Origin of the sequence: Bilifractor sp. LCP19S3_H10, assembly GCF_052119185.1 — a bacterium.
Taxonomy (GTDB): Bacteria; Bacillota; Clostridia; order Lachnospirales; family Lachnospiraceae; genus Bilifractor.
The window spans coordinates 228,539-251,195 of the sequence record NZ_JBQKFT010000003.1; the positions used below are offsets into that span (position 1 = coordinate 228,539).

The 22,657-nt window shown below is 46.0% G+C and carries 17 protein-coding genes; 2 read left to right on the top strand and 15 right to left on the bottom strand.

Annotation, left to right across the window (positions count from 1 at the left end; genetic code table 11):
• Positions 1-504 precede the first annotated feature (504 nt).
• The 8 genes from ACTQZS_RS04205 to ACTQZS_RS04240 all read right to left on the bottom strand — a co-directional run bounded on the left by ACTQZS_RS04205 (position 505) and on the right by ACTQZS_RS04240 (position 9,568).
• Positions 505-1,119 carry an RpiB/LacA/LacB family sugar-phosphate isomerase gene (locus tag ACTQZS_RS04205; RefSeq protein WP_441474731.1) on the bottom strand — a complete coding sequence of 205 codons (615 nt, stop codon included), beginning with the start codon at positions 1,117-1,119 and terminating at the stop codon, positions 505-507.
• 333 nt (positions 1,120-1,452) lie between these two features.
• Entirely contained in the window at positions 1,453-2,448 is a 996-nt protein-coding gene (locus ACTQZS_RS04210) for an ABC transporter permease (protein ID WP_441474732.1), read from the bottom strand.
• On the bottom strand, positions 2,445-3,479 hold the full coding sequence (locus ACTQZS_RS04215; RefSeq protein ID WP_441474733.1) for an ABC transporter permease: 1,035 nt from the start codon (positions 3,477-3,479) through the stop codon (positions 2,445-2,447). Before ACTQZS_RS04215 ends, ACTQZS_RS04210 begins: the two co-directional genes overlap by 4 nt.
• Before the next feature lie 9 nt (positions 3,480-3,488).
• Positions 3,489-4,982, bottom strand: a complete 1,494-nt coding sequence (locus ACTQZS_RS04220; RefSeq protein ID WP_441474734.1) for a sugar ABC transporter ATP-binding protein — start codon at positions 4,980-4,982, stop codon at positions 3,489-3,491.
• Between the two features lie 108 nt (positions 4,983-5,090).
• Complete coding sequence (locus tag ACTQZS_RS04225) at positions 5,091-6,293, bottom strand: autoinducer 2 ABC transporter substrate-binding protein (protein ID WP_441474735.1); 1,203 nt, start codon at positions 6,291-6,293, stop codon at positions 5,091-5,093.
• Positions 6,294-6,372: 79 nt separating this feature from the next.
• Complete coding sequence (locus tag ACTQZS_RS04230) at positions 6,373-7,404, bottom strand: LacI family DNA-binding transcriptional regulator (RefSeq protein ID WP_441474736.1); 1,032 nt, start codon at positions 7,402-7,404, stop codon at positions 6,373-6,375.
• Between the two features lie 598 nt (positions 7,405-8,002).
• On the bottom strand, positions 8,003-8,638 hold the full coding sequence (locus ACTQZS_RS04235; RefSeq protein ID WP_441474749.1) for an ExeA family protein: 636 nt from the start codon (positions 8,636-8,638) through the stop codon (positions 8,003-8,005).
• Between the two features lie 99 nt (positions 8,639-8,737).
• A complete protein-coding gene (locus tag ACTQZS_RS04240; protein WP_441474737.1) occupies positions 8,738-9,568 on the bottom strand; it encodes a DDE-type integrase/transposase/recombinase in 831 nt (276 codons plus the stop codon).
• Positions 9,569-10,135: 567 nt separating this feature from the next.
• Here ACTQZS_RS04240 and guaA point away from each other — a divergent pair.
• Positions 10,136-11,692, top strand: a complete 1,557-nt coding sequence (gene guaA / locus ACTQZS_RS04245; RefSeq protein ID WP_441474738.1) for a glutamine-hydrolyzing GMP synthase — start codon at positions 10,136-10,138, stop codon at positions 11,690-11,692.
• 194 nt (positions 11,693-11,886) lie between these two features.
• Here guaA and ppdK read toward each other — a convergent pair whose 3' ends face one another.
• The 7 genes from ppdK to ACTQZS_RS04280 form a co-directional block, all read right to left on the bottom strand.
• Positions 11,887-14,520: a pyruvate, phosphate dikinase gene (ppdK, locus tag ACTQZS_RS04250; RefSeq protein WP_441100977.1), complete on the bottom strand. Its 2,634-nt coding sequence runs from the start codon at positions 14,518-14,520 to the stop codon at positions 11,887-11,889.
• A 167-nt stretch (positions 14,521-14,687) separates the two neighbouring features.
• Positions 14,688-15,440, bottom strand: coding sequence for a triose-phosphate isomerase (gene tpiA / locus ACTQZS_RS04255; RefSeq protein ID WP_441474739.1), 753 nt, complete (start codon positions 15,438-15,440; stop codon positions 14,688-14,690).
• Positions 15,441-15,555: 115 nt separating this feature from the next.
• Complete coding sequence (locus ACTQZS_RS04260; protein WP_441100979.1) at positions 15,556-16,767, bottom strand: phosphoglycerate kinase; 1,212 nt, start codon at positions 16,765-16,767, stop codon at positions 15,556-15,558.
• A 251-nt stretch (positions 16,768-17,018) separates the two neighbouring features.
• Complete coding sequence (gap, locus tag ACTQZS_RS04265) at positions 17,019-18,032, bottom strand: type I glyceraldehyde-3-phosphate dehydrogenase (protein WP_441474740.1); 1,014 nt, start codon at positions 18,030-18,032, stop codon at positions 17,019-17,021.
• 132 nt (positions 18,033-18,164) lie between these two features.
• Positions 18,165-19,253: a tRNA 2-thiouridine(34) synthase MnmA gene (gene mnmA / locus ACTQZS_RS04270; protein ID WP_441474741.1), complete on the bottom strand. Its 1,089-nt coding sequence runs from the start codon at positions 19,251-19,253 to the stop codon at positions 18,165-18,167.
• The gene (gene nifS, locus ACTQZS_RS04275; RefSeq protein WP_441474742.1) at positions 19,250-20,488 is read right to left on the bottom strand and encodes a cysteine desulfurase NifS; all 1,239 of its coding nucleotides are present in this window, start codon (positions 20,486-20,488) and stop codon (positions 19,250-19,252) included. The genes mnmA and nifS overlap by 4 nt, the downstream gene beginning before the upstream one ends.
• A gap of 1 nt (position 20,489) precedes the next feature.
• Positions 20,490-21,002, bottom strand: coding sequence for an RrF2 family transcriptional regulator (locus ACTQZS_RS04280; RefSeq protein ID WP_441474743.1), 513 nt, complete (start codon positions 21,000-21,002; stop codon positions 20,490-20,492).
• Positions 21,003-21,451: 449 nt separating this feature from the next.
• On the opposite strand from ACTQZS_RS04280, the gene ACTQZS_RS04285 reads away from it, so the two are divergent.
• Positions 21,452-22,486 (top strand): 3-deoxy-7-phosphoheptulonate synthase, encoded by a 1,035-nt coding sequence (locus tag ACTQZS_RS04285; protein WP_441474744.1) that lies wholly within the window; start codon positions 21,452-21,454, stop codon positions 22,484-22,486.
• Positions 22,487-22,657 lie beyond the last annotated feature (171 nt).

A 22,657-nucleotide genomic window follows, 5' to 3' on the forward strand; every position in this document is an offset into this window, starting at 1 on the left:
TTATGTTTGAATTTTCCGGTGCGTCGGATCCGCCTGACCGGAGAACTGGGAACCGCCTGTCTCCCAAAAGTAAGCGGTTAATCGTCAGTAACCTGTCGAACCCGGCTAATTTTGAGATAATCAAATCGAATAAACCTAAGATTTTTTTGACTTTCCCAAAGTAGCTTCTAGATAGGGGGTGCGGACATTTTCTTGGAATTGCTACTTAGGCAGTCCAAGAAAATGTCCGCACCCCCTTATCCCTTCTTGTCGAAATAGCATTAAAAAGTTCCTGTCCGTCTTTATCCTGTGGTAGAATTGACATTGGCATAGAGAGTCTCCTTTGTGTGGTTGTTTCTGGTCAACTCAATTATACCAAAGGCACAGCGTCTATGCCTTTTTAATTGCCTACACTATTGAGTTTTCAACACACCTTTTGGGTGTGGGAAGTTTTAGTTAGTTAGATTACGTATAACTTTTCTATAGTCAAATGTTTTAATGAAAGTCGGCATTTAAAAATCTAGTTTATTTCTTCCCTCTTTCAACCATTAATGGCACAGGAGAAAAATTCTCCGGTCTGTCATACAGTCTGCACTCGCAATCGTCAATATGTTTCACCTTGAATCCATTTTTCTTATATGTCTCATAATCAAAGGCATTCAATTCATCAATTGCAATTTGGTGAAAACGTTTGAAATCCGGCCACCATTCCCATCCACTACCGAAATCATTATATAGATATGCATCTGCAATCTGTTTTCCCAATTCCGGAGTTACATAAAAAGCTCCCATTGCAAGCACATTAACACCATTACCTGTAATCGCACGGAATGCCGCCGGTACAGATTCTACAACACCTGCATGAACTCCCGGACATTTACTTGCCGCAATGTGAATACCCATTCCAGTCCCACAAAAAATCATGGCTCTTTCATATTCTTTTTCTGTAATCATTGACCCAACCCGCAGTCCGATTCGATGGAACATCAATTCAGTATCATCAGGATCAGAATCCTTCTGAACCCCAATATCTTTAATCTCCCATCCTTTATTTTCGAGGTACTTTTTTACTTCTTCTTTTAAATAAAAGCCTGCAAAATCGGCCCCCATAAGTAACTGCTTGTCTTTAACCATTTTCATTAAAACCGCCTCCTCGTAAAACAGATATGAACTTGTTGTTGCTTTTTCAAGCTCTGACTAAATGTTAAGTTGTATTAACAGCCTATTGCTATTTTTTCATGTCAGATCTACAACCATATTCAATATATTCCAAATATCCGAATACAATAGCATCTTTGATGAAGATGCTGTAATTTCTTAAATTGCAATCTCTGATTGTCTTTAAGCCCCTCACACGCTGCTGAAATTACGTCTAACTTATAAGACGCTTGTATGCCACTAATTTGTTTGACTTTAATCGTCCAATCTTAACAAATATTTTCTTCTCTATAATATATTTCTATATAGTCCAAATTACATTCTGGCTTTCATGGGTTTTTCACTTAAATAATCCATTATCAGAGCAAGAATCAAAACTGCTCCCCAAATCAATGTGACGTAATAAGTGGATACACTCTTAAACCGGTTTATTCCAGACTCAATAAACTTAAGAAGAACTATTGCTGTAACCGCGCCAGATACTTTACCTTTTCCTCCATTAGGACTTACTCCACCCAAAACCATAATCAGAATAGTCTGCATGGTATAATTAGAACCATAATCCGCTCGTGCAGATGAATATGTAGCAAGCATCATTAGACCACCTAATGCTGCGCAGAAAGACGATAAAATGTATGTTTTGAGTATAAGTAAAGTTGTATTAATTCCAGAAAAAACCGCCACATGTACATTCGTTCCATAAAGTCGTATTTTTGTGCCATAAGTAGTTTTTTCAAGTAAAAACCAGATAAAAAACGCTACAATAACAAAAACAATGACCTTTATAGGAAGGAATCCTCTGATGTTCTGAGAAAAGAAATCACAGAACTGCTTTGGGAAATCTGATATTGCTGCTCCTCCAGTCATGACAATATTCAAACCGAGCAATAATTCATTTACGCCCAGCGTCGCAAGAATCGGAGGAACTCGAAGTTTAGATACCAGAATTCCGTTCAAACACCCAACACCAAAGCCCACAAGAAGCGCAATAACAAAAAACATAAGGAAAAAAGCAGGATTCATTTCTCCGTCTGCTCCGAAAGTACGAATTGCAAGGAATACACAGAGTATCGATGTGAAGTTCGCTGTTCCTACCACAGACAGATCTATGCCGCCTGTAATCATAGGAAGCATACCTCCAAGAACCATCAATCCATATTCCGGAAACTGCCCAGCCATTGTTAGAAAATTTTTACCAGAGTAGAATTTGCCTCCCTGCATAATGGCCATAAATACAAGCCAGCAAAACATAATAACCAGGAGTCTTGACACTTCAATATTGGAAGAAAAAACTTTCTTTATCTTCTTCATTTTGCAACCGCCTCCTTGTTATTTGATCTCCGAACACTAAAGGTATGATTTGACTGAAGCGCACTGACAATTACGCCGACAATAATGACTGCCCCTACAAACACATCACTCCATGTGGTCGGAATTCCTATCAGAATCATAGAATTCTGAACCATCACAATTAAAAATGTCCCGAGTATGCATCCCAGAAGAGAACCAGACCCTCCCGTCAGTGCTACACCACCCAAAACAACACCCGCAATGATATTCATTTCCATTCCAAGCATATTAGTAGGATGCATTTGTTGCATCATACATGTCCTGCAAACTCCAGCAGTTGACGCTATCATACCAATGATGATATACATGATAAACTTTGTTCGGCATATATTAAACCCGGCTGCATGAGCACTATTGGCATTTCCACCGATCGCATATATTCCACGTCCAAAAATAGTATAATGCAGTAAAATATATATTAGAGCACACACAACAATTAATATCAAAAACGTATAAGGAAGAATCGATGTCAGTCCGTTTATTTTGTTTGTAGCTGAAATAAAAGCCGTAGTTCCAAAAGTTTTCATTCCATTTGGAATCGTAGATAATTGGTTGGCACGCAAAGTTCCCTGCATTATTCCCTGAAAAATACTCGATGTTCCAAGAGTAACAATCATTGCGTTCAGATTCAGATATCCGATCAGCACACCGTTCAATGCTCCAAGAATTGCACCAAATGCAACTGCTATCACGAAGGCGAGAAGAACATTTCCCTGATATCCTTTATCAAGCAGCAACTTTGTTGTTGCGAATACTGAAAGTGAAGATAGCGCAGGAAACGACACATCAATACCTCCGGACAGTAAACTCATAAACTCTCCGATTGCAAATAATCCCGGCACAATTAATGCGCTGAAAAGATCCACCAGATTATTGCCTGTAAAAAATTGTCCGGATCGTACTTGTACAAGAACACCAAGTAAAATAATAATCAAAAAAATATATGGCTCATTTGAATGAAAGGCTTTTGTTATCTTTTTTTTCACACCCATATTATTACCTCACATCATTGCATCCAGAATTGCTGTCTCATTCAAATCATTTCCGGCATACTCCCCAACAATTCTTCCATCCTTTATAACATCTACTCTGGAACAATTCTGCACTATTTCTGGAAGATCATCAGATATAATGATTAATCCCATTCCGCCATTGGCAAGTTTCTGTAAAATAGAATGAATGTCATGTTTTGAGCCAATATCAACACCAACGGTAGGCCCATTCAGAATAAGCACTTCCGGTTTAACTGCCAGCCATTTTGCCAAAACAACCTTTTGTTGATTTCCACCAGAAAGTGTTGTGACAGGATTATCCGGATTATTAGTTTTGACTTCCATTTCTTTAACCCATCTCGTCACTTCACTTTCACGCATTTTTTTATCATAAATACCATTATTTGTAAGCCGGTCTATTTCGGAAATAATAATATTGTCAGCAATCGATCTCTGAAGAAACAAACCTTCCGACAAACGGTCTTCTGGTACATATCCTATTTTGCAGGCAATCGCATCCCTTGTATTTTTTATATTCACTTCCTTTCCATTACGGAATATTTTGCCTGAGTCTACTGGAGTAATACCGAACATTGCTAGCGCAAGTTCTGTACGACCTGAATCCAACAAGCCAGTAATTCCTAAAATCTCCCCACCATGCAATTGAATATTAATATGATTAAATGCACCATGTTTTGACAAATCTTTTAATTCAAAAATTGCTTCCTTTGAAACCTTTTCTGGGATAAACTTCTTCTCTTCAAACTCACGGCCGGTCATATAATATGTGAATTTCTGGTCATCTAGGTCCTTGGTATTCCCTGAAGAGACTAGTTCACCATTACGAAAGATAGTATAACGTTCAGATATTTCAAATACCTCATTAAGTTTGTGGCTAATAAATAGAATAGCAATGCCCTGACCTTTTAAATAGAGAATGATCTTAAAGAGTGCATCAACTTCTTTTCTTGTTAAGGCAGTTGTTGGCTCATCCATAATAATCAATTTTGCGTTAAACATAAGCGCACGACTGATTGCTACCATCTGTTTTTGAGCAACTGAAAGAGCACTGACCTTTTCGTCCAAATCAATTTTTAAATTTATTTTTGAAACTGCATCCTCTGCTATTTTTCTTACATTTTTCCAGCTTATCCATTTTTGTCCAGATGCGACCTCTGTATTCAGAGCAAGATTTTCTGCAACAGTCAAATTTGGAAAAAGAGCGAAATCCTGATAAATAACCTGGATACCCATATTAATTGCATCGATCGGAGTAATCTTATCCAGTTTTTTTCCATCAAATTCGATGGTACCGCCAGATCTCTGATACACACCAGAAATAATCTTTATAAGGGTAGATTTCCCACAGCCATTTTCCCCCGCTAGACAATGAATTTCTCCACGATGAATTTTCAATGATACATCTCTTAATGCATGTACATTTCCAAAAGAGATACTTATATGCTCTGCCTTCAGTAAAAGCTTCTCGTTATCTGACCCCATGTGATCTCCTTTCGCTTTCAAAGAAAAGAAAAGAGACTGTCATGCTTTATGCTTTACATGGCAGCCTCTTTTGCTCCACTTTAGAATAACTGCCAGATTCTCTAACAATCAGAATCCGAAGCTGTCGCAATTATCAGCAGTTACTGTTACCCAACCCTGTCCTTCAAATACTGTGTTCGAACCTTCTCTCTTTGTCATCGCAGTATAACCTTCTACATTAAGATTCAACGGTTCTTCGATCTTCTCTCCTGCAAGAACTTTACAAGCAAGATCAACCATTGCCTCTCCAGATTTTCCGGGATCCCATACTGTCAACGACTTTACAACCCCTGATTTCAAGATCTCGGCATTATCTGCAGGCATTCCCGTTCCTGTTGTAAAGAATTTTCCTTTAAGTCCAAGTTCCTCAATTGCACGCGCCACACCAGGCGCGTCAAATGATGACGTTCCAAGAATGCCCTTCAAATCTGGGTATGTCTTAATAAGTTCCTTTGCAACATTATATGCTGTATCGCCGTTATCGTTTGATTCAACTCTCGGATTTTCTTCAAGGAGGTGCATATTCGGATAATGCTCCTTCTGATATTCAACCGCTGCATCAGCCCACTCGTTATGTGAACCATTGGTCAGGGATGCAACCATTGTTGTATATGTACCTTCCTCTCCCATAGCATCTGCAAGGTTCTGCATCAAAAATGCGCCATACCCGGCATTCGAGAAAGCCTCAATATCATAATCTACATTCTTAAGATCAGCACCTTCATGTGTAATAACTGTAATGCCTGCATCTTTTGCTTTTTTAAGAATTGGATCCATAGATTCAATATCAACTGGAACAACACAAATGGCATCAACGCCCTGTGCTATCAGATCTTCAACTTGTTGTGCCTGATGTGTTGCATCAATTGTACCAGTATCAACCTGATAGCAGTCCACACCTGTTTCTGAAGCAAATTCATCTACACCTGATTTCATGCGAACAAACCATGGATTTGTAGAATCTTTGGGCACAACTGCAATCTCCCACTGCTCATCAATCGCCTTCTGAACTGCTGCTTCATCACTCCACTTTCCTGGTGCTGGAGCTTCCGTTGATGAAGTTGTTGTAGAGGTTGTCGCAACATCTTCTGTTGCAATAGTCTTTTCAGATGAACTAGCTGCTGCAGAAGAAGATTTTGCAGCAGTTGACGCTGTATGTGACGAGGATGTCTGATTAGATGTGGATATGCTCGTTGTTGAAGATCCACATCCTGCTAATGATGTAGCTGCCATAGCTACTGTGAGTAGTGTCGCGACGATGTTCCTTTTCATATTGATTCCTCCTTTGAAAAATTTACGCCTATATATTAAGTACCTCTGCGACGCATCGTATGCAGAAATACAAAACATCTTAAAAACTTTCTCGCAAAACAAGTTGTTGTGGAATAATCATTTCATTACCACTTATGTCACCGGAAAGAGTTATCTCTGTCATTTCCCACAACTTCTCACCAAGCACTTGCTGGTTTTGATCCACCGTTGTTAATTGCGGATTAACAAAACTAGAAAAAGCAATGTTATCAAAGCCAATAATTGAAAAATCATCTGGCACTTGATAGTGTTTTTCTTTAAATGCCTTTAATGCTCCTATAGCCAGGTTATCTGATGAACACAGCCAACATTTTGGAAGAATTTCATAAGGATTCTCCTCCAAAATCTTTGTCATGAATATATACCCGTTTTGAAAATTGTCCAATCGCAGGCTCTCATCGCAAAAAAGCTCTGTTTCTCCGCATTGAATATTATTATTTTCGGATATCCTCTTCACATTGTCATATCTTCTTTTTAGGTTAAGTAATGTTAAAGGTTCTGTTAAAATCCCAAGTCGTTTATAGCCTTTACTTTTTAACAGAAAAATCATTTCTTTAAACACATCATTATTATTAAAAGCTACTGAATTCACTTTCATTTTGCCAGCCATTCGGTCTGCTAAAATAACTGGTACACCGCTACTAACTAATTTATCTATTTCTCTCTCATCATCGTAGCCATTGAACACTACAACAAGACAGACCTTATTTGCTTTCGCTCTTTTTAAAGCATTACGTTCTATTTCAGGTGAATATTCGTACCCAAATGTCTGAATGTAATAACCATTCTTAACCGCAAGTTTTGTATAAGTACTAAGTGTTTTTGTATAAAATGTATTATTTAAATTCGGCGAAAGAACCATGATATTTGTTGACTTCTTCCGTCTCAAGGAAGCCGCTACATAGTCTGGTGAATAATCCAAGCTACTAATAGCATTTTCTATTTTGTGCGCCATATCTGTGCTTACCTTGGTAGAATGATTCAAATAATTTGATACGCTGCCGACTGAAACGCCAGCTTTTTGAGCTACCATTTTGATATTTGGTTTCTGTCTGGTATTGTTCTCTGACATTATCGAATCTCCATATTGAATCGTTTCAATTTATCTGAATTATACAATGATTTTGCTGAAAAGTAAATATATATATGTTATATTCTCCGTAATACATCAATATTGAATCGTTTCATTTGTGCAAATTGTATATTTTGAAGTAATTATGAATTTTTCTGATAATTATCTCTTGACCATACAAAGAAGGAGATCCGTGTCGAATTTATTTTGAAATGTGAACTTCCTTAAAAAAGTTTCCTAAAAAGTTCCAATGACATGCTCAGTATGTTATTGATTTATACTTAAAACTGACCCAGGATTAACGTTCAAAACTGACCCGCCCTCTTCAAAGGATTTGGGTTCGGCACATGAATTCTGTTTCTAAAATTTACATTGAATATTGACCCACCAACAGATAATTCCATACACTCTTCCTGTTACTGAAAATCAGAATAGCAGGAAGGAGAAGGGATGTGTATCACTTGCAACAGTGGCAGCAGTTCAGGAACCGCATAGTGTCGCGCGGCAAATTGAGAGCGGCACTTGTGGCGAATTATTTTCGGGTTAATTCTGATCGTAATTCGTCGTTTTTCTCTCATGTGGCACATTAATAGCAGCTTTACGGCGTGTTCCCATCTGATGATGAAACCATCCTTAGATTGCCCTGTGACAAGCTGTTGATTGATGACATCGCAGCAGCGTTGATCATCGTTGGTGCGCCACCGGCTGTTTTTAACTTATGATAGATGTAGTCTGGTACTTCTTTATCGGAAAGCCCTTCGAAATCGTAATGAACAGTGATTCTCTGCCTCCGTGCCTCGTGCACCGGCTTGCGCAGTATGCTGTTCAAATGAGATTCTCCGCATAAGATCAGTGCGAAACAATTCAGGGAGTCGTAACCATAATTCATAAGCATTTTGATATCGTTCAGTGTCGCGGTGTTCAGATACTGGGCCTCATTAACGGCGAGTAAAAGCGGTTGTCGTTTTTCCTTATACAAGTAATAGATCTGGTCCTGTATTGAGCGGAAGCGCCCCGGCTTTCCTCCTTTGTGGCTGACGCCAAGGATCCCGCATAACTGGCTATAGAATTCACCGATACTGACGGTAGAAAGACAAATGTACTCCATACGACTTTGATTCAGATTCAGCTCCTTTGCAAAGCATCGCAGAGCAAATGTTTTTCCCATACCGGGACGTGCAGTGAAAACTCCGATACCACGAACCGTCCGGAAGTATTCAAGACGGCTCATCATCTCACGAAAGTCATTGGATTGAAAGGAATCTTTTTCCTTTACATACTGTTTATCAAAGGGGATTAAACGATAGGCTATAATAATCAAGAAATGCAGACATTATTGGCCTCTAAGTTTTGCATAATCAAGGGAAATGGTATTTAGGCGCTTTGTATGACAGTTCACAACTTTATCAGTTTTTCGAATCAGATAGTGCTCTTTCTCATAGAGGATGAAAGCGGAATCCATGTCATTCGGTTCATAACGGATTTCGACAGACTGCCCTGTAAACTGCATAGGGGCATCATAACTGACAGAATCGATAGAGATCGTTGCACCCTTGTGTACCTTGCGTGTGATCCGGTTGAGAAACGCTTCATCAAGCCATTCGCAGGATTGTGCTGGATGAACCTGTGCTTTTGTATTCTGATAGCGGTCATAAGGAGCACACTGAATTCCAGAGCGAAACGAATGGTTGTAGGTGTGGATATGATCATGCAGGAGCTCATTGAACTGCTCAAGGGAATGTATTCCGTCGACATCAAGACCGTACAGCCAGGTTTCCTTGAGAGTCCTCCACTGCCGTTCTCTTTTGCCTTTCGACGCGCCATCCCGGACACGTGTATGCAGAAGGACTGTTCCGAGGCTGCCGCAGATCAGAAACAATTGCTCGTTTGCATAGGAACAGCCGTTATCAACATAAAGTTTTGATGGAATTCTAAATGCAGAAACAGCATCCTTGAAAACTTTTTGAAAGTTAGTGGCATTATCGTTGAAAAACAGCTCCCCTCCCACAATCATGCGGGAATGGTCATCAATGATCATGATGGCATAAACTCTGCGTGAATGACCATTTTCTGAGATATGTGGGAGATAACAGGGTCGGACAGTCTGCCCCGTAATGTTTTGACAATATGAAATATTGCCAAGATTGGATAAAATAATGAACATAATTTTGATGATGATACGCCGGCGGACTGCGCAGATACATTTGCAGACTGCGATGATGGCACTGGCAGATTACGAGGATGCGCCGGCAGATGATGCAAAAGTCGTTATACCGTCCCGTTTCCTATTCTTCGGAGAGGTCCATAGACTTCAAGAATATTGAAAAATTGAACGGGTATTCCTTGCAGAACACGGATGCTTATCCGTTTAATGAAAGTCTAATGAACCCTCATAGCAAAGTTAGAGAAGCTTATGGAAATTCGATAAGCTAAAGAAGCTTATGGAAATTCGATAATGACAGAAGATTGTACAAGGGGTATAATTGTCAGGTACAGTCACTTGATATAATAATCAATAAGATCATCTGTATGGTTTTCTTGCATATATGGCGCTGCACAGAAAGCATATGTATGTGGATAACATCTGTATATGGGCAACATCTGCATATGGACAACATCTGCATATGGATAACATCTGCATATGGATAATAGCTGTATGTTTACCGCACCTGTATATGAATAGCATCTATATATCGATGACATATGTATTTTGGTATAAGGAGAATTTTAGATGGCACAGGCAGATCAGGAGAAAGTAATCGTCATTGATTTTGGCGGTCAGTACAATCAGCTTGTCGCGCGGCGGGTGCGTGAAAGCAATGTGTACTGTGAAATTTATTCCTACCGGACGCCTCTGGACCAGATCAAGGCAATGAACCCGAAGGGTATCATTCTGACCGGCGGTCCGAACAGCGTATATGAGAAGGGTGCCGCTACGGCATCGAAGGAACTGTTTGAGATGGGAATTCCGATTCTCGGCCTCTGTTACGGAGCACAGCTCATGATGTATGTTCTGGGCGGCGACGTGCAGAAGGCGTCAGAGCGGGAATACGGGAAAACCGAACTTATCATCGACCGGCCGGATTCCCCTGTGTTTGCAGGGGTTCCGGAGAAGAGCATTGTCTGGATGAGTCACAACGACTACATCACAAGAATCGCCGACGGCTTTGAAGTGATCGCGCATACCGCGAACTGTCCGTACGCAGCTGTTCAGAACACCTCGAAAAAGCTCTACGCTTTTCAGTATCACCCGGAGGTGCTCCACAGCCAGTTCGGAAAAGAGATGCTTCGCAATTTCGTATGGAACGTATGTGGCTGCAAAGGCACCTGGAAAATGGATGACTTCGCGGAGAAGACGATCCGGGAGCTTCGTGAAAAGATCGGAGACGGAAAGGTTCTTTGCGGACTGTCCGGCGGAGTCGATTCCTCTGTGGCTGCTGTTCTGCTGTCGAAAGCAATCGGCAGGAATCTTACCTGCGTGTTCGTGGATCACGGACTGCTCCGTAAGGATGAGGGAGATCTGGTATCGAAGGTCTTCGGCCCTGACGGCCCCTATGATCTGAACTTTGTACGCGTGAATGCCGGAGATCGCTTCTTTGTTGATCTCAAGGGCGTGACAGAGCCGGAGAGAAAGCGTAAGATCATCGGAGAAGATTTCATCCGTGTCTTTGAGGCGGAAGCAAAAAAGATCGGAAAGGTCGATTACCTTGTCCAGGGAACCATCTATCCGGATGTTGTGGAATCCGGTCTGGGCGGTGAATCTGCTACGATCAAATCTCATCACAATGTCGGCGGTCTTCCGGAGTATGTCGATTTCAAGGAGATCGTTGAACCGCTCCGCGACCTCTTCAAGGATGAGGTCCGGAAGGTCGGCTTACATCTTGGAATCCCGGAGGAACTGGTTATGAGACAGCCCTTCCCTGGACCCGGGTTAGGCATTCGTATCATCGGAGAAGTAACACCTGAAAAGGTACAGATTGTTCAGGAAGCTGACGCAATCTACCGCGAAGAAATGGACAAGGCCGGAATGAACAAGGTCGCAAGCCAGTACTTCGCCGCTCTGACCAATATGAGATCGGTCGGTGTCATGGGGGATGAGCGGACCTACGACTATGCTATTGCCCTTCGTGCAGTAAGCACCGTTGATTTCATGACCGCCGACGCCGTGGAAATTCCGTATGAGGTATTGAAAAAAGTAACGAACCGGATCGTAAATGAAGTGAATCACGTCAACAGAGTATTCTATGACATCACCTCAAAGCCGCCGGGGACCATCGAATTTGAATAACAGAACGAGATAAATCCCGGGAAACCATTCATTTACTGGTTTTCCGGGATTTTCTGTTCTGTACGCCTGACGCATATATTAAGGGGCTGCCGCACTACTCACGTAGTGCAGCAGCCCCTGCTTTTGGACGCTATGAGTCTCTGCGTATCGCAGAGACCCGATTTGATTCTATTAAAAGCCTGTGAAGGACCGGATTACTTTGCCTGCTTGATAGCAGCCTGTGCTGCTGCAAGACGTGCAATCGGAACACGGAACGGTGAGCAGGATACATAGTCGAGACCGATCTCGTTGCAGAACTCAACGGAAGACGGATCTCCGCCATGCTCGCCGCAGATACCGATCGGAAGCTTCGGGTTGGTCTCACGGCCAAGCTTTACAGCCATCTTCATCAGCTTGCCGACGCCATCCTGATCCAGTTTTGCGAACGGATCGTTCTCAAGGATCTTATTGTCATAATAAGACTCAAGGAACTTGCCTGCATCATCACGGGAGAATCCGAATGTCATCTGTGTCAGATCGTTTGTACCGAAGCAGAAGAACTCAGCTTCCTTTGCGATCTCATCAGCAGTAAGAGCGGCTCTCGGGATCTCGATCATGGTGCCGACTTTGTACTTCATATCAGATCCTGCTGCCTTGATCTCAGCATCAGCAGTCTTAACGATGATGTCCTTGACGAACTTCATCTCTTTTACGATTCCAACAAGCGGAACCTCGATCTCCGGCTCAATGGTCCAGTCTTTGTGCGCGTTCTGAACCTTGATGGCAGCGCGGATAACAGCCTTTGTCTGCATAACTGCGATTTCCGGATAGGTGATCGGCAGACGGCATCCACGATGTCCCATCATCGGGTTCGCCTCAACCAGTCCTGCGATTACAGCCTTAACCTGATCTACAGTCTTGCCTGTGTCATCTGCAACCTTCTTGATGTCCTCTTCTGTCTTCGGAACGAACTCATGAAGCGGCGGATCCAGGAAACGAATGGTAACCGGGTCTCCCTCCATAGCCTCGAAGAGCTGCTCGAAGTCGCCCTGCTGAAGCGGAAGAATCTTGTCAAGAGCTTTCTCACGATCCTCTTTGTTGTCAGCGACGATCATCTCACGGATGGCATCAATTCTGTTGCCTGCGAAGAACATATGCTCTGTACGGCACAGACCGATTCCCTCAGCGCCAAGCTCACGAGCCTTCTTTGCGTCAGTCGGGGTATCAGCATTTGTACGAACCTTCATGGTTCTGAACTCATCAGCCCAGGACATCAGCTTTGCGAAATCCTCATCCTCAACTGCGCCTTCCTGAACCTCAAGAGCGCCGTCATAGATATTTCCGGTGGAACCGTCGAAGGAAATCACATCTCCCTCATGATAGGTCTTTCCGCCAAGTGTAAAGGACTTTCCGTCCTCAGCGAAGGAGATATCAGAGCATCCTGCTACGCAGCATGCGCCCATGCCACGCGCTACTACTGCTGCATGGGAGGTCATTCCGCCACGAGCGGTCAGAATACCCTGAGCAGCCTTCATTCCCTCGATATCCTCAGGAGAGGTCTCAAGACGAACCAGAACAACCTTCTCGCCGTCCTTTGCAGCGTTCTTTGCTTCCTCAGCAGTGAAGACGATCTTACCGCAGGCAGCACCCGGAGCAGCCGGAAGTCCCTTGCCGATCTGTGTCGCGTTCTTCACAACAGACTTGGAGAAGGAGCCGTGAAGCAGAGTATCCAGGTTACGCGGATCAACGTCAAGAACAGCTTTCTTCTTGTCGATCTTGCCCTCAGCAACGAGGTCGCAGGCGATCTTCAGAGCTGCCTTTGCGGTTCTCTTACCGTTACGGCACTGCAGCATATAAAGCTTTCCATCCTCGATGGTGAACTCCATGTCCTGCATATCTCTGTAGTGATCTTCCAGCTTGTTGGAGATGGCGATCAGCTCGTCGTAGATCTTCGGCAGTTTTACCTTGATCTCGTCGATCTTCATAGGTGTACGTGCACCGGAAACGACATCCTCACCCTGAGCATTCATCAGAACCTCAGCGTAGAATGCGTTCTCACCGGTTGCAGGATCACGGGAGAATGCAACACCGGATCCGGAAGTCGGTCCCATGTTACCGAATGCCATCATCTGTACGTTAACAGCGGTTCCCCAGGAATACGGGATATCGTTGTCACGACGGTATACGTTTGCACGCGGGTTGTCCCAGGAACGGAATACAGCCTTTACAGCCTCAACCAGCTGCTCTTTTGCGTCTGTCGGGAAGTCCTTGCCGATCTTCTCGTTGTAAAGCACCTTGTACTGCTTTACAAGATCCTGCAGATCCTCTGTGGTCAGATCTACATCGTCCTTAACTCCCTTCTCAGCTTTCTTCTTGTCGATGAGCTTCTCAAAGAGGCTCTTCGGAACTTCCATAACTACATCAGAGAACATCTGGATGAATCTTCTGTAGCAGTCCCATGCCCAGCGAGGATTTCCGGACTTTTTGGCCATTGTCTCCACAACCTGCTCATTCAGACCCAGGTTCAGGATGGTGTCCATCATACCCGGCATAGATGCACGAGCACCGGAACGAACGGATACAAGCAGCGGATTCTCGATATCGCCGAACTTCTTGCCGGTGATCTCTTCCATCTTGCCCATGTACTCTCTGATCTGTCCAAGGATCTCGTCATTGATCTGACGGCCGTCCTCATAGTACTGGGTACAAGCTTCTGTAGTAATGGTAAATCCCTGCGGAACCGGAAGTCCCAGATTTGTCATCTCAGCAAGGTTAGCGCCTTTACCACCGAGCAGCTCACGCATGTCTTTATTGCCTTCGCTGAACAGGTAGACCCATTTTCTAGCCATTTACTTATTTCCTCCTAAAATATTGATGATAATGTAACCTTATGCCCCGCTTGCGGGGCATTACTTAACGAATATATTTTACATGGCAAACAGCAGGTAGTCAAGGTTGAAAACCCGCTCCTGCCCGTTTGCCCGTCTTTGATTTTCCACGGCTTGCGCAGAGGATATTACTTGCTGTAATTAACGATATCGCCGAAATCCGGTTTCAGGGAAGCGCCGCCGACGAGTCCTCCATCGATGTCCTCTTTTGCGAAAAGCTCTGCTGCATTTGCCGGCTTTACAGAACCGCCGTAAAGGATACGGATCTCCTCTGCTACCTCTGCTCCGTAGAGCTCACGAATCAGGTCACGGATTCCCTTGCAGACTTCCTCTGCCTGATCGGATGTAGCGGTCTTTCCGGTTCCGATCGCCCAGATCGGCTCATATGCGATGATTGCCGTCTTTGCCTGATCTGCAGTCAGATCCTGGAATCCAACCTTAACCTGCTGACGGATCCAGTCCATGGTAATGCCCTGCTCTCTCTGTGTCAGAGACTCGCCGCAGCACATAACCGGGATCAGATTGTGCTCGAAGGCCTTCTTCATCTTCTTGTTGACATCCTCAGATGTCTCACCGAAGTAGTCTCTTCTCTCGGAATGTCCGAGAATCACATATTTCGCGCCTGCGTCAACAAGCATAGCCGGAGAGATTTCTCCGGTGTATGCGCCGTTCTCCTCGAAATACATGTTCTCTGCGCCGATCTGGATGTTGGAGCCTGCGGCTGCTTCTACTGCCGCCGGGATGTCAATCGCCGGTACGCAGAGCAGAACATCTACGCTGTCGGAAGCGCATGTCTTTCTCATCTCCGCGATAAGTGCCTTCGTCTCGGAAGGTGTCTTGTTCATCTTCCAGTTGCCTGCTGCCAGAATTCTTCTTGCCATTGTAGTGGCCTCCTTGTATGAAAATCTGTATGTTCTATTTGCACTCTGCCGTAAACTGTATAATCTGCGGATTGCTCCGTGCTTCGCGCTCTCGCAATCCTGCAGGTATGAATACTTACTTGTCGTTTGCCGCAGCTACGCCCGGAAGCTCCTTGCCCTCGAGGAACTCAAGGGAAGCGCCGCCGCCGGTAGAGATGTGGCTCATCTTGTCGCCGTATCCAAGCTGGTTGACTGCTGCCGCCGAATCGCCGCCGCCGATGATTGTGGTGGCATCGGTCTCAGCAAGCGCTGCTGCAACTGCCTTTGTTCCTGCCGCAAGGATCGGATTCTCGAATACGCCCATCGGTCCGTTCCATACAACGGTCTTAGCGGACTTCACCGCATCGCTGTACAGAGCAATGGTCTTCGGTCCGATATCAGCGCCCTCTTTGTCTGCCGGGATCTTGTCCGCGTCAACAACCTCTGTGTCAATCGGTGCGTCGATCGGATCCGGGAACTCGCTGATTACTACGGTGTCAATCGGAAGCAGGAGCTTCTTGCCAAGCTTCTCTGCCTTGTCCATCATTTCCTTGCAGTAGTCGATCTTTGTCTCGTCAAGAAGAGATTTTCCAACCTCATACCCCTTTGCTTTCAGGAAGGTGTAAGCCATTCCGCCGCCGATGATCAGGGTATCACATTTCTCCAGCAGGTTGTTGATAACGTTCAGCTTGTCCGCTACCTTTGCTCCGCCGAGGATTGCCACGAACGGACGAACCGGATTCTCAACCGCGTTGCCGAGGAAGGCGATCTCCTTCTCCATCAGATATCCTACCACACAGGTGTCAATGTACTTTGTGACGCCTACGTTGGAGCAGTGTGCACGGTGTGCGGTTCCGAACGCATCGTTTACGAATACATCCGCGAGAGAAGCAAGATCCTTGGAGAATGCATCCTCGTTCTTCGTCTCTTCCTTGCGGAAACGTGTATTTTCAAGGAGAATCACATCTCCGTCCTTCATCTCGTTTACAGCCGCTCTGACATTGTCATCAACGACAACCGGGCTCGGAACGAATTTGACTTCCTGGCCGAGAAGCTCAGACAGACGTGCAGCTACCGGAGCAAGTGTCTTTGTCTTTTTGTCTTCCTCTGTCTTTACCTTTCCAAGGTGAGAGCAGAGAATGATCTTTCCGCCGTCAGCAATCAGCTTCTTGATGGTTGGAAGTGCTGCTACCAGACGGTTCTCGTCTGTGATCTTTCCGTCCTTCAGCGGTACGTTGAAGTCGCAGCGAACCAGGACTCTCTTGCCTTTTACGTTGATGTCATCAACTGTTTTCTTGTTTAATGCCATGATTTTTCTCCTTTTATCTAGATGTTTCTGCGTTGCCGGACACCGGTTATGCATATTACAGATAATCGCATTGCACGGTTATGCATATTATATCGCGCGGATTGTTCCTCGCGGCGTTCCGGTTCCGCGAAAAAGTAAACGGGCCCGGTCCTTTATAGACCGGACCCGTTCAGGTCTTACGCATATGGCATACAAAATCCTCTATGAGAATATTTTGTATGATTCAACCGCGTCAGATTCTGTCAATTCAATTACTTGTTCAGAAGAGAACCGAAGTATTTGATTGTACGAACCATCTGGCTTGTGTAAGAATTCTCGTTATCATACCAGGAAACAACCTGTACCAGAGTCTTGCCGTTGCCCATCGGAAGAACCTTTGTCTGGGTAGCGTCGAAGATGGATCCTGCAGTGCTGTTGATGATATCGGAAGAAACGATCTCATCGGTGTTGTATGCGAAGGACTCAGTCTCCTCTTTCTTCATCTGCGCGTTAACCTGATCAGCGGTAACCTCAGCGTTAACTACAGCGTCAAGGATTGTGGTGGAACCGGTAGCTACCGGAACACGCTGTGCAGCGCCATTCAGCTTGCCGTTCAGCTCCGGAAGAACGCTTCCGATAGCCTTTGCTGCGCCTGAGGATGCCGGAACGATGTTCTGAGCGCCAGCTCTGGATCTGCGAAGGTTGCCCTTTCTCTGCGGTCCGTCAAGGATCATCTGATCACCGGTGTAAGCATGAACGGTGGTCATGAATCCGGACTCGATCGGAGCGAGGTCATTCAGAGCCTTTGCCATAGGAGCAAGGCAGTTGGTTGTGCAGGATGCAGCGGAGATGATCTGGTCATCTGCTGTGATTGTCTTGTGGTTTACGTTGTAAACGATAGTCTTCAGGTCATTTCCTGCCGGTGCGGAGATAACTACATGCTTTGCACCTGCATTGATGTGTGCCATGGATTTCTCTTTGGATGTGTAGAATCCGGTGCACTCCAGAACTACGTCGATATCAAGCTCTTTCCAAGGAAGATCTGCAGCGTTCTTCTCGGCATAGATGGTGATCTTCTTGCCGTTTACGATGATTGCGTTGTCTGCTGCTTCTACGGTTCCGTTGTAACGGCCATGTGTTGTGTCATATTTCAGAAGGTATGCGAGCATCTCCGGGCTTGTAAGATCGTTGATCGCAACTACCTCATATCCCTCTGCCTGGAACATCTGACGGAATGCAAGACGGCCAATGCGTCCAAAACCATTAATCGCAACTCTTACTGCCATAATTAAATTTCCTCCTAAAAAATGTTGTTTGTTATGTTTAAAGTTTAACAACCTCGGATATATAATAACGAATGTACCTCTAAAATTCAAGTACTTTTGCCTGTCTGCCGCCGAATTTGTTCGGATTCATCATTATTTCCCGATGATGCCCCCTCCCGCAACATATCCGTCCCGATAATAGACCAGCGCCTGTCCGGGTGTCACGGCCCGAACCGGTTCATCGAACGTGCAGGTAATCTCGTCCTCGCCCGTCCTCTTCACGAGGCATCCGGTTCCCCTGTGATTGTACCGGATTTTTGCCAGGAAATGTTCCTCTTCTCCCATTGGAAGATCTTCAATCCCCATGAAGGTCAGATGATCTGCCTTCAGCGTATCCGTGAAAACATCACTTCCTGTGCCGATGACGACCTCATTCGTCTCCGGGCGGATTTCTGTCACGAATACTCTTTCGCCCATCGGAAGATCCAGGCCTCTCCGCTGGCCGATAGTGTAGTGAGTAATTCCGCGGTGACGCCCCAGCACTCTTCCGTCCTTCGTGACAAAATCACCCTCCGGCATCTTCCTTCCGGTATCTCTTTCGATAAAGGCGGCATAATCCCCGTCCGGTACAAAGCAGATTTCCTGACTGTCGTGCTTATGGGCAACCGGAAGGCCGGCACGCTCCGCGATTTTCCGCACCTCGGGTTTGCTGTAATCGCCAATCGGCATGAGGGTTCGCGACAGCTGCTCCTGCGTAAGCCCGTAAAGTGCGTACGTCTGATCCTTCTCGGCGGTCACGGAATTCGCGATCGCGTATCTGCCGTTGTCCAGATGGCGGATTCTGGCATAGTGGCCTGTTGCTATAAAGTCCGCCCCGATCTCCAGACTGCGTTTCAGAAGCGACTCCCACTTCACGTAACGATTACAGGCGATGCACGGATTCGGTGTTCTCCCCGCGAGATATTCCGCGGTAAAATAATTGATCACCTTTTCCTGGAATACATCCCTGAAATTCATGACATAATACGGTATGTCCAGAACCTCTGCCACTCTTCTTGCGTCCTCAACGGCGCTGATGCCGCAGCACCCGCCCTCTGCCTGCATCTGGCACTCATTTTCCTCCTGCCAGATCTGCATTGTGACTCCGATTACATTGTATCCCTCTTCCTTCAGCAGATATGCCGCGGTGGATGAATCTACGCCGCCCGACATACCGACTACTACTGTTTTTCTATTGCTCATTTTCTTCCTGTCTCCGTCTCCGCCTGCAGCGTTCCGTTCCGGTACGCCTCATACCTTGGTGACATACCGCGCAGTCTCTCCACAATTTCACGTATTGCCTCAACGGTAGTGTCGAGTTCTTCCTTCGTTGTCTCTGCGGACAGCGTCAGCCGCAGGGCGCCGTGCGCGAGGCTGTCGGAAAGCCCGATGGCCTTCAGTACATGAGACGGACTCAGGGAACCGGAGGAACAGGCGGAGCCGCTGGACGCGCAGATCTGTCTCATATCGAGCATGATCAGAAGCGATTCTCCCTCTACAAATTCAAAGCTGAAATTCACATTGTTCGGAAGCCGTCCCGCCGAAGTTCGTGTATCTCCGTCCGGTGCCAATTCCGGATCCGGGCCGTTCAGCTTCACGTTCGGTATCTCCTCCCGGATTCTGCGGATCAGATAATCCCTGAGATGGATTTCCTTCTCCATCTTCTGAACGAGATTCTCCTCCGCCTTTTTCGCCGCCGCTCCGAGTCCTACAATGCCCGGCACATTTTCTGTACCGGCCCTCCGGTTATGCTCCTGCGCGCCGCCGTGCAGGAAGGACCGGATTCCGACTCCCTTCCGGATATACAGAAAACCGGCTCCCTTCGGGCCGTTAAATTTGTGAGCACTGGCACTCAGCATGTCGAGGTTCAGTTCATCCGCATTCAGCGGAATCTGTCCGAATGCCTGTACCGCATCGGTATGGAAAAGCACGCCGTACCGCCGGGCGATTTCACCGATTTCACGTATCGGCTCAATGGTTCCGATCTCATTGTTGGCCGTCATGACGGAGATCAGAATCGTATCGGGTCGGATCGATTTCTCCAGTTCACGAGGATCCACCATCCCGTCGGGGCCCACATCCAGCCTGGTAATCTCTGCTCCCCGCTCTCTCTCCAGATACTCACAGGTATTCAGGATTGCGGGATGCTCGATCTTCGTCGTGATGATGTGTCTCCCCTTGTCCTTATATGCCTCAAACGCTGCCTTCAGCGCCCAGTTGTCTGACTCACTTCCACAGGATGTAAAATAGATTTCATCCGCTCTGCACCCCAGTACATGAGCTGTTCTTTCTCTCGCTTCAGTTACTGCTGCCCGGCTTTTCTGCGCGATCCCGTAAATCCCGGAGGGATTCCCGTAATCCTCGGAAAAATAGGGAAGCATCTCCTCTGCTACCTCAGGATCTGTCCTCGTTGTCGCAGCATTGTCAAGATATATCATATCAAAGCCCCCGATTCTGAATCTCGCGTATGATCCGTGCGTTGATTTCGTCGCTGTCCCGAGCGGCTGAATTGCCCTTATTTTCCTTCTGCGCCGTCTGCAGCTTGTGGCTTTCCTCTACCAGCTCAGACAGCCATACGGAATCGACCGCCTGTGCTATGGCGTCATTGATCCTCTTCCATACAAACTTGGATACGCACGCATTTGCGCTGTCGCAGTCACTTCCCTCAATTGCCGGGCATTCCACCGCGTCAAGACTTCCCTCAAGGCACCGCAGGATGTCACCGACCGAGATCTCGGATGCCCTCTTTGCCAGCCGGTACCCGCCGCCCGCTCCGCGGACACTCAGGACGAGCCCGCCTTTTTTCAACATACGAATCAGCTGCTCCAGATAACTTTCGGATATGTTCTGTCTCTGAGCGATGCTCTGTGTGGAGACCGCGCCCTCATCCTCGTGTGACGCAAGATCGATCAACGCACGCAGTCCGTAACGCCCTCTCGTCGATAATTTCATATATAAATCACCAAACCCTGTCTGATACTATTTTCATCTACAGGCCCATGCCCCGCAGGCTGGGCTCCGCGAATATAAAAGCCTACTAAAACACTACAGTTTTTTGTCCTTAGAATAGCATTGCCTGCGCCCTGCGTCAAGCCGCGGATCATTCCTCAGTAACATCCCTGAGCATTCCCCTGTAACAGCCTAGCCGCTGAGCATTCCCCTGTAACAGCACCGCGCGGCAGACTCCTCCGTATCAGCAGCAGTGAATCATATTCTCCCGCATGAAAAGCGATGGTTCAGATTTGTTCGACATCACAGCCGGCTTGGTGTATTATGTTTTTGTTTTAAGTTGCTTCTCATGGATAATTTCTATTTTCTTTTATAGATAATTTCTGTGAGGCCAGTTTTTTATGCTGGTTTTCATTGTAACGGCAGCTCTCTGCCGGCGAAAGGAAGACACTATGAGCTTTACATTTATGGAAAACCTTCCCACTCCAGAGGAACTTAAGGAACGGGTTCCGGTATCTGCGAATCTGAAGAAGATCAAGGCAGCCCGGGACGATGAAATCCGCAGAATTTTCACCGGCGAATCTGATAAATTTCTCCTGATCATCGGTCCCTGCTCTGCAGACAGCGAAGATTCTGTTCTGGAATATACCGAGCGCCTGGCAAAGATTCAGGATAAGGTTGCAGACCGTCTGCTTCTGATCCCCAGAATCTATACCAATAAACCCAGAACCACCGGCATGGGTTATAAAGGCATTATGCACCAGCCGGATCCGGAGGGCAAACCGGATCTTGAAGCCGGTCTGATCGCTGTCCGCAACATTCACATCCACTCCATGGAGCAGACCGGTCTGACTGCTGCCGATGAAATGCTCTACCCCGCGAACTGGTCCTACGTGGATGATATTCTCTCGTATGTCGCGATCGGCGCAAGGTCCGTAGAAAACCAGCAGCATCGTCTGACAGCCTCCGGCATTGAAATCCCTGTCGGAATGAAGAATCCTACCAGCGGCGACATGTCCGTCATGATCAACTCCTGCATCGCGGCACAGCACGGACATACCTTTATCTTCAGAAGCTCCGAATGCAAGACGGACGGCAATCGCCTGGCGCACTGCGTTCTCCGCGGCGCGACAAATAAACACGGTGAGTCCGTTCCGAATTATCACTTCGAGGACCTTGAACTCCTTCTCAGACTCTATAATGAAACGACTCTGGCGAACCCCGCGGTGATCGTAGACACGAACCACTCAAATTCCGGTAAAAAATACGACCAGCAGCCCAGAATCACAAGGGAGGTTCTGAACAGCAGAAAGTATGATCCACGTGTGCGCGAGCTGGTGAAGGGCCTGATGATCGAAAGCTATCTCGAACCCGGATGTCAGCCAATCGGAACAGATAAACACGTCTACGGAAAATCGATCACCGATCCCTGCCTCGGCTGGGACGAAACCGAAAGACTGATCTACGAAGTCGCGGCTTTATGCTAAATCTGACGTGAGCAGATATACCCGGATTCTCTGAGGTCAATTGGCCTTACTTAAAACATTTATCGAGTAGGAGAAAGTCTCCAGTGGAGACTTTCGTCCTCTCACACCACCGTGCGTACCGTTCGGTACACGGCGGTTCATAAGTTTTCAGCTACTTTCAAATACTGGGAG

Excerpts from the sequence above, each read along its gene's own strand:
- ACTQZS_RS04205 (WP_441474731.1), bottom strand. The coding sequence starts at position 1,119 with ATGAAAATGGTTAAAGACAAGCAGTTACTTATGGGGGCCGATTTTGCA.
- ACTQZS_RS04210 (WP_441474732.1), bottom strand. The coding sequence starts at position 2,448 with ATGAAGAAGATAAAGAAAGTTTTTTCTTCCAATATTGAAGTGTCAAGA.
- ACTQZS_RS04215 (WP_441474733.1), bottom strand. The coding sequence starts at position 3,479 with ATGGGTGTGAAAAAAAAGATAACAAAAGCCTTTCATTCAAATGAGCCA.
- ACTQZS_RS04220 (WP_441474734.1), bottom strand. The coding sequence starts at position 4,982 with ATGGGGTCAGATAACGAGAAGCTTTTACTGAAGGCAGAGCATATAAGT.
- ACTQZS_RS04225 (WP_441474735.1), bottom strand. The coding sequence starts at position 6,293 with ATGAAAAGGAACATCGTCGCGACACTACTCACAGTAGCTATGGCAGCT.
- ACTQZS_RS04230 (WP_441474736.1), bottom strand. The coding sequence starts at position 7,404 with ATGTCAGAGAACAATACCAGACAGAAACCAAATATCAAAATGGTAGCT.
- ACTQZS_RS04235 (WP_441474749.1), bottom strand. The coding sequence starts at position 8,638 with ATGATGAGCCGTCTTGAATACTTCCGGACGGTTCGTGGTATCGGAGTT.
- ACTQZS_RS04240 (WP_441474737.1), bottom strand. The coding sequence starts at position 9,568 with ATGTTCATTATTTTATCCAATCTTGGCAATATTTCATATTGTCAAAAC.
- guaA (WP_441474738.1), top strand. The coding sequence starts at position 10,136 with ATGGCACAGGCAGATCAGGAGAAAGTAATCGTCATTGATTTTGGCGGT.
- ppdK (WP_441100977.1), bottom strand. The coding sequence starts at position 14,520 with ATGGCTAGAAAATGGGTCTACCTGTTCAGCGAAGGCAATAAAGACATG.
- tpiA (WP_441474739.1), bottom strand. The coding sequence starts at position 15,440 with ATGGCAAGAAGAATTCTGGCAGCAGGCAACTGGAAGATGAACAAGACA.
- ACTQZS_RS04260 (WP_441100979.1), bottom strand. The coding sequence starts at position 16,767 with ATGGCATTAAACAAGAAAACAGTTGATGACATCAACGTAAAAGGCAAG.
- gap (WP_441474740.1), bottom strand. The coding sequence starts at position 18,032 with ATGGCAGTAAGAGTTGCGATTAATGGTTTTGGACGCATTGGCCGTCTT.
- mnmA (WP_441474741.1), bottom strand. The coding sequence starts at position 19,253 with ATGAGCAATAGAAAAACAGTAGTAGTCGGTATGTCGGGCGGCGTAGAT.
- nifS (WP_441474742.1), bottom strand. The coding sequence starts at position 20,488 with ATGATATATCTTGACAATGCTGCGACAACGAGGACAGATCCTGAGGTA.
- ACTQZS_RS04280 (WP_441474743.1), bottom strand. The coding sequence starts at position 21,002 with ATGAAATTATCGACGAGAGGGCGTTACGGACTGCGTGCGTTGATCGAT.
- ACTQZS_RS04285 (WP_441474744.1), top strand. The coding sequence starts at position 21,452 with ATGAGCTTTACATTTATGGAAAACCTTCCCACTCCAGAGGAACTTAAG.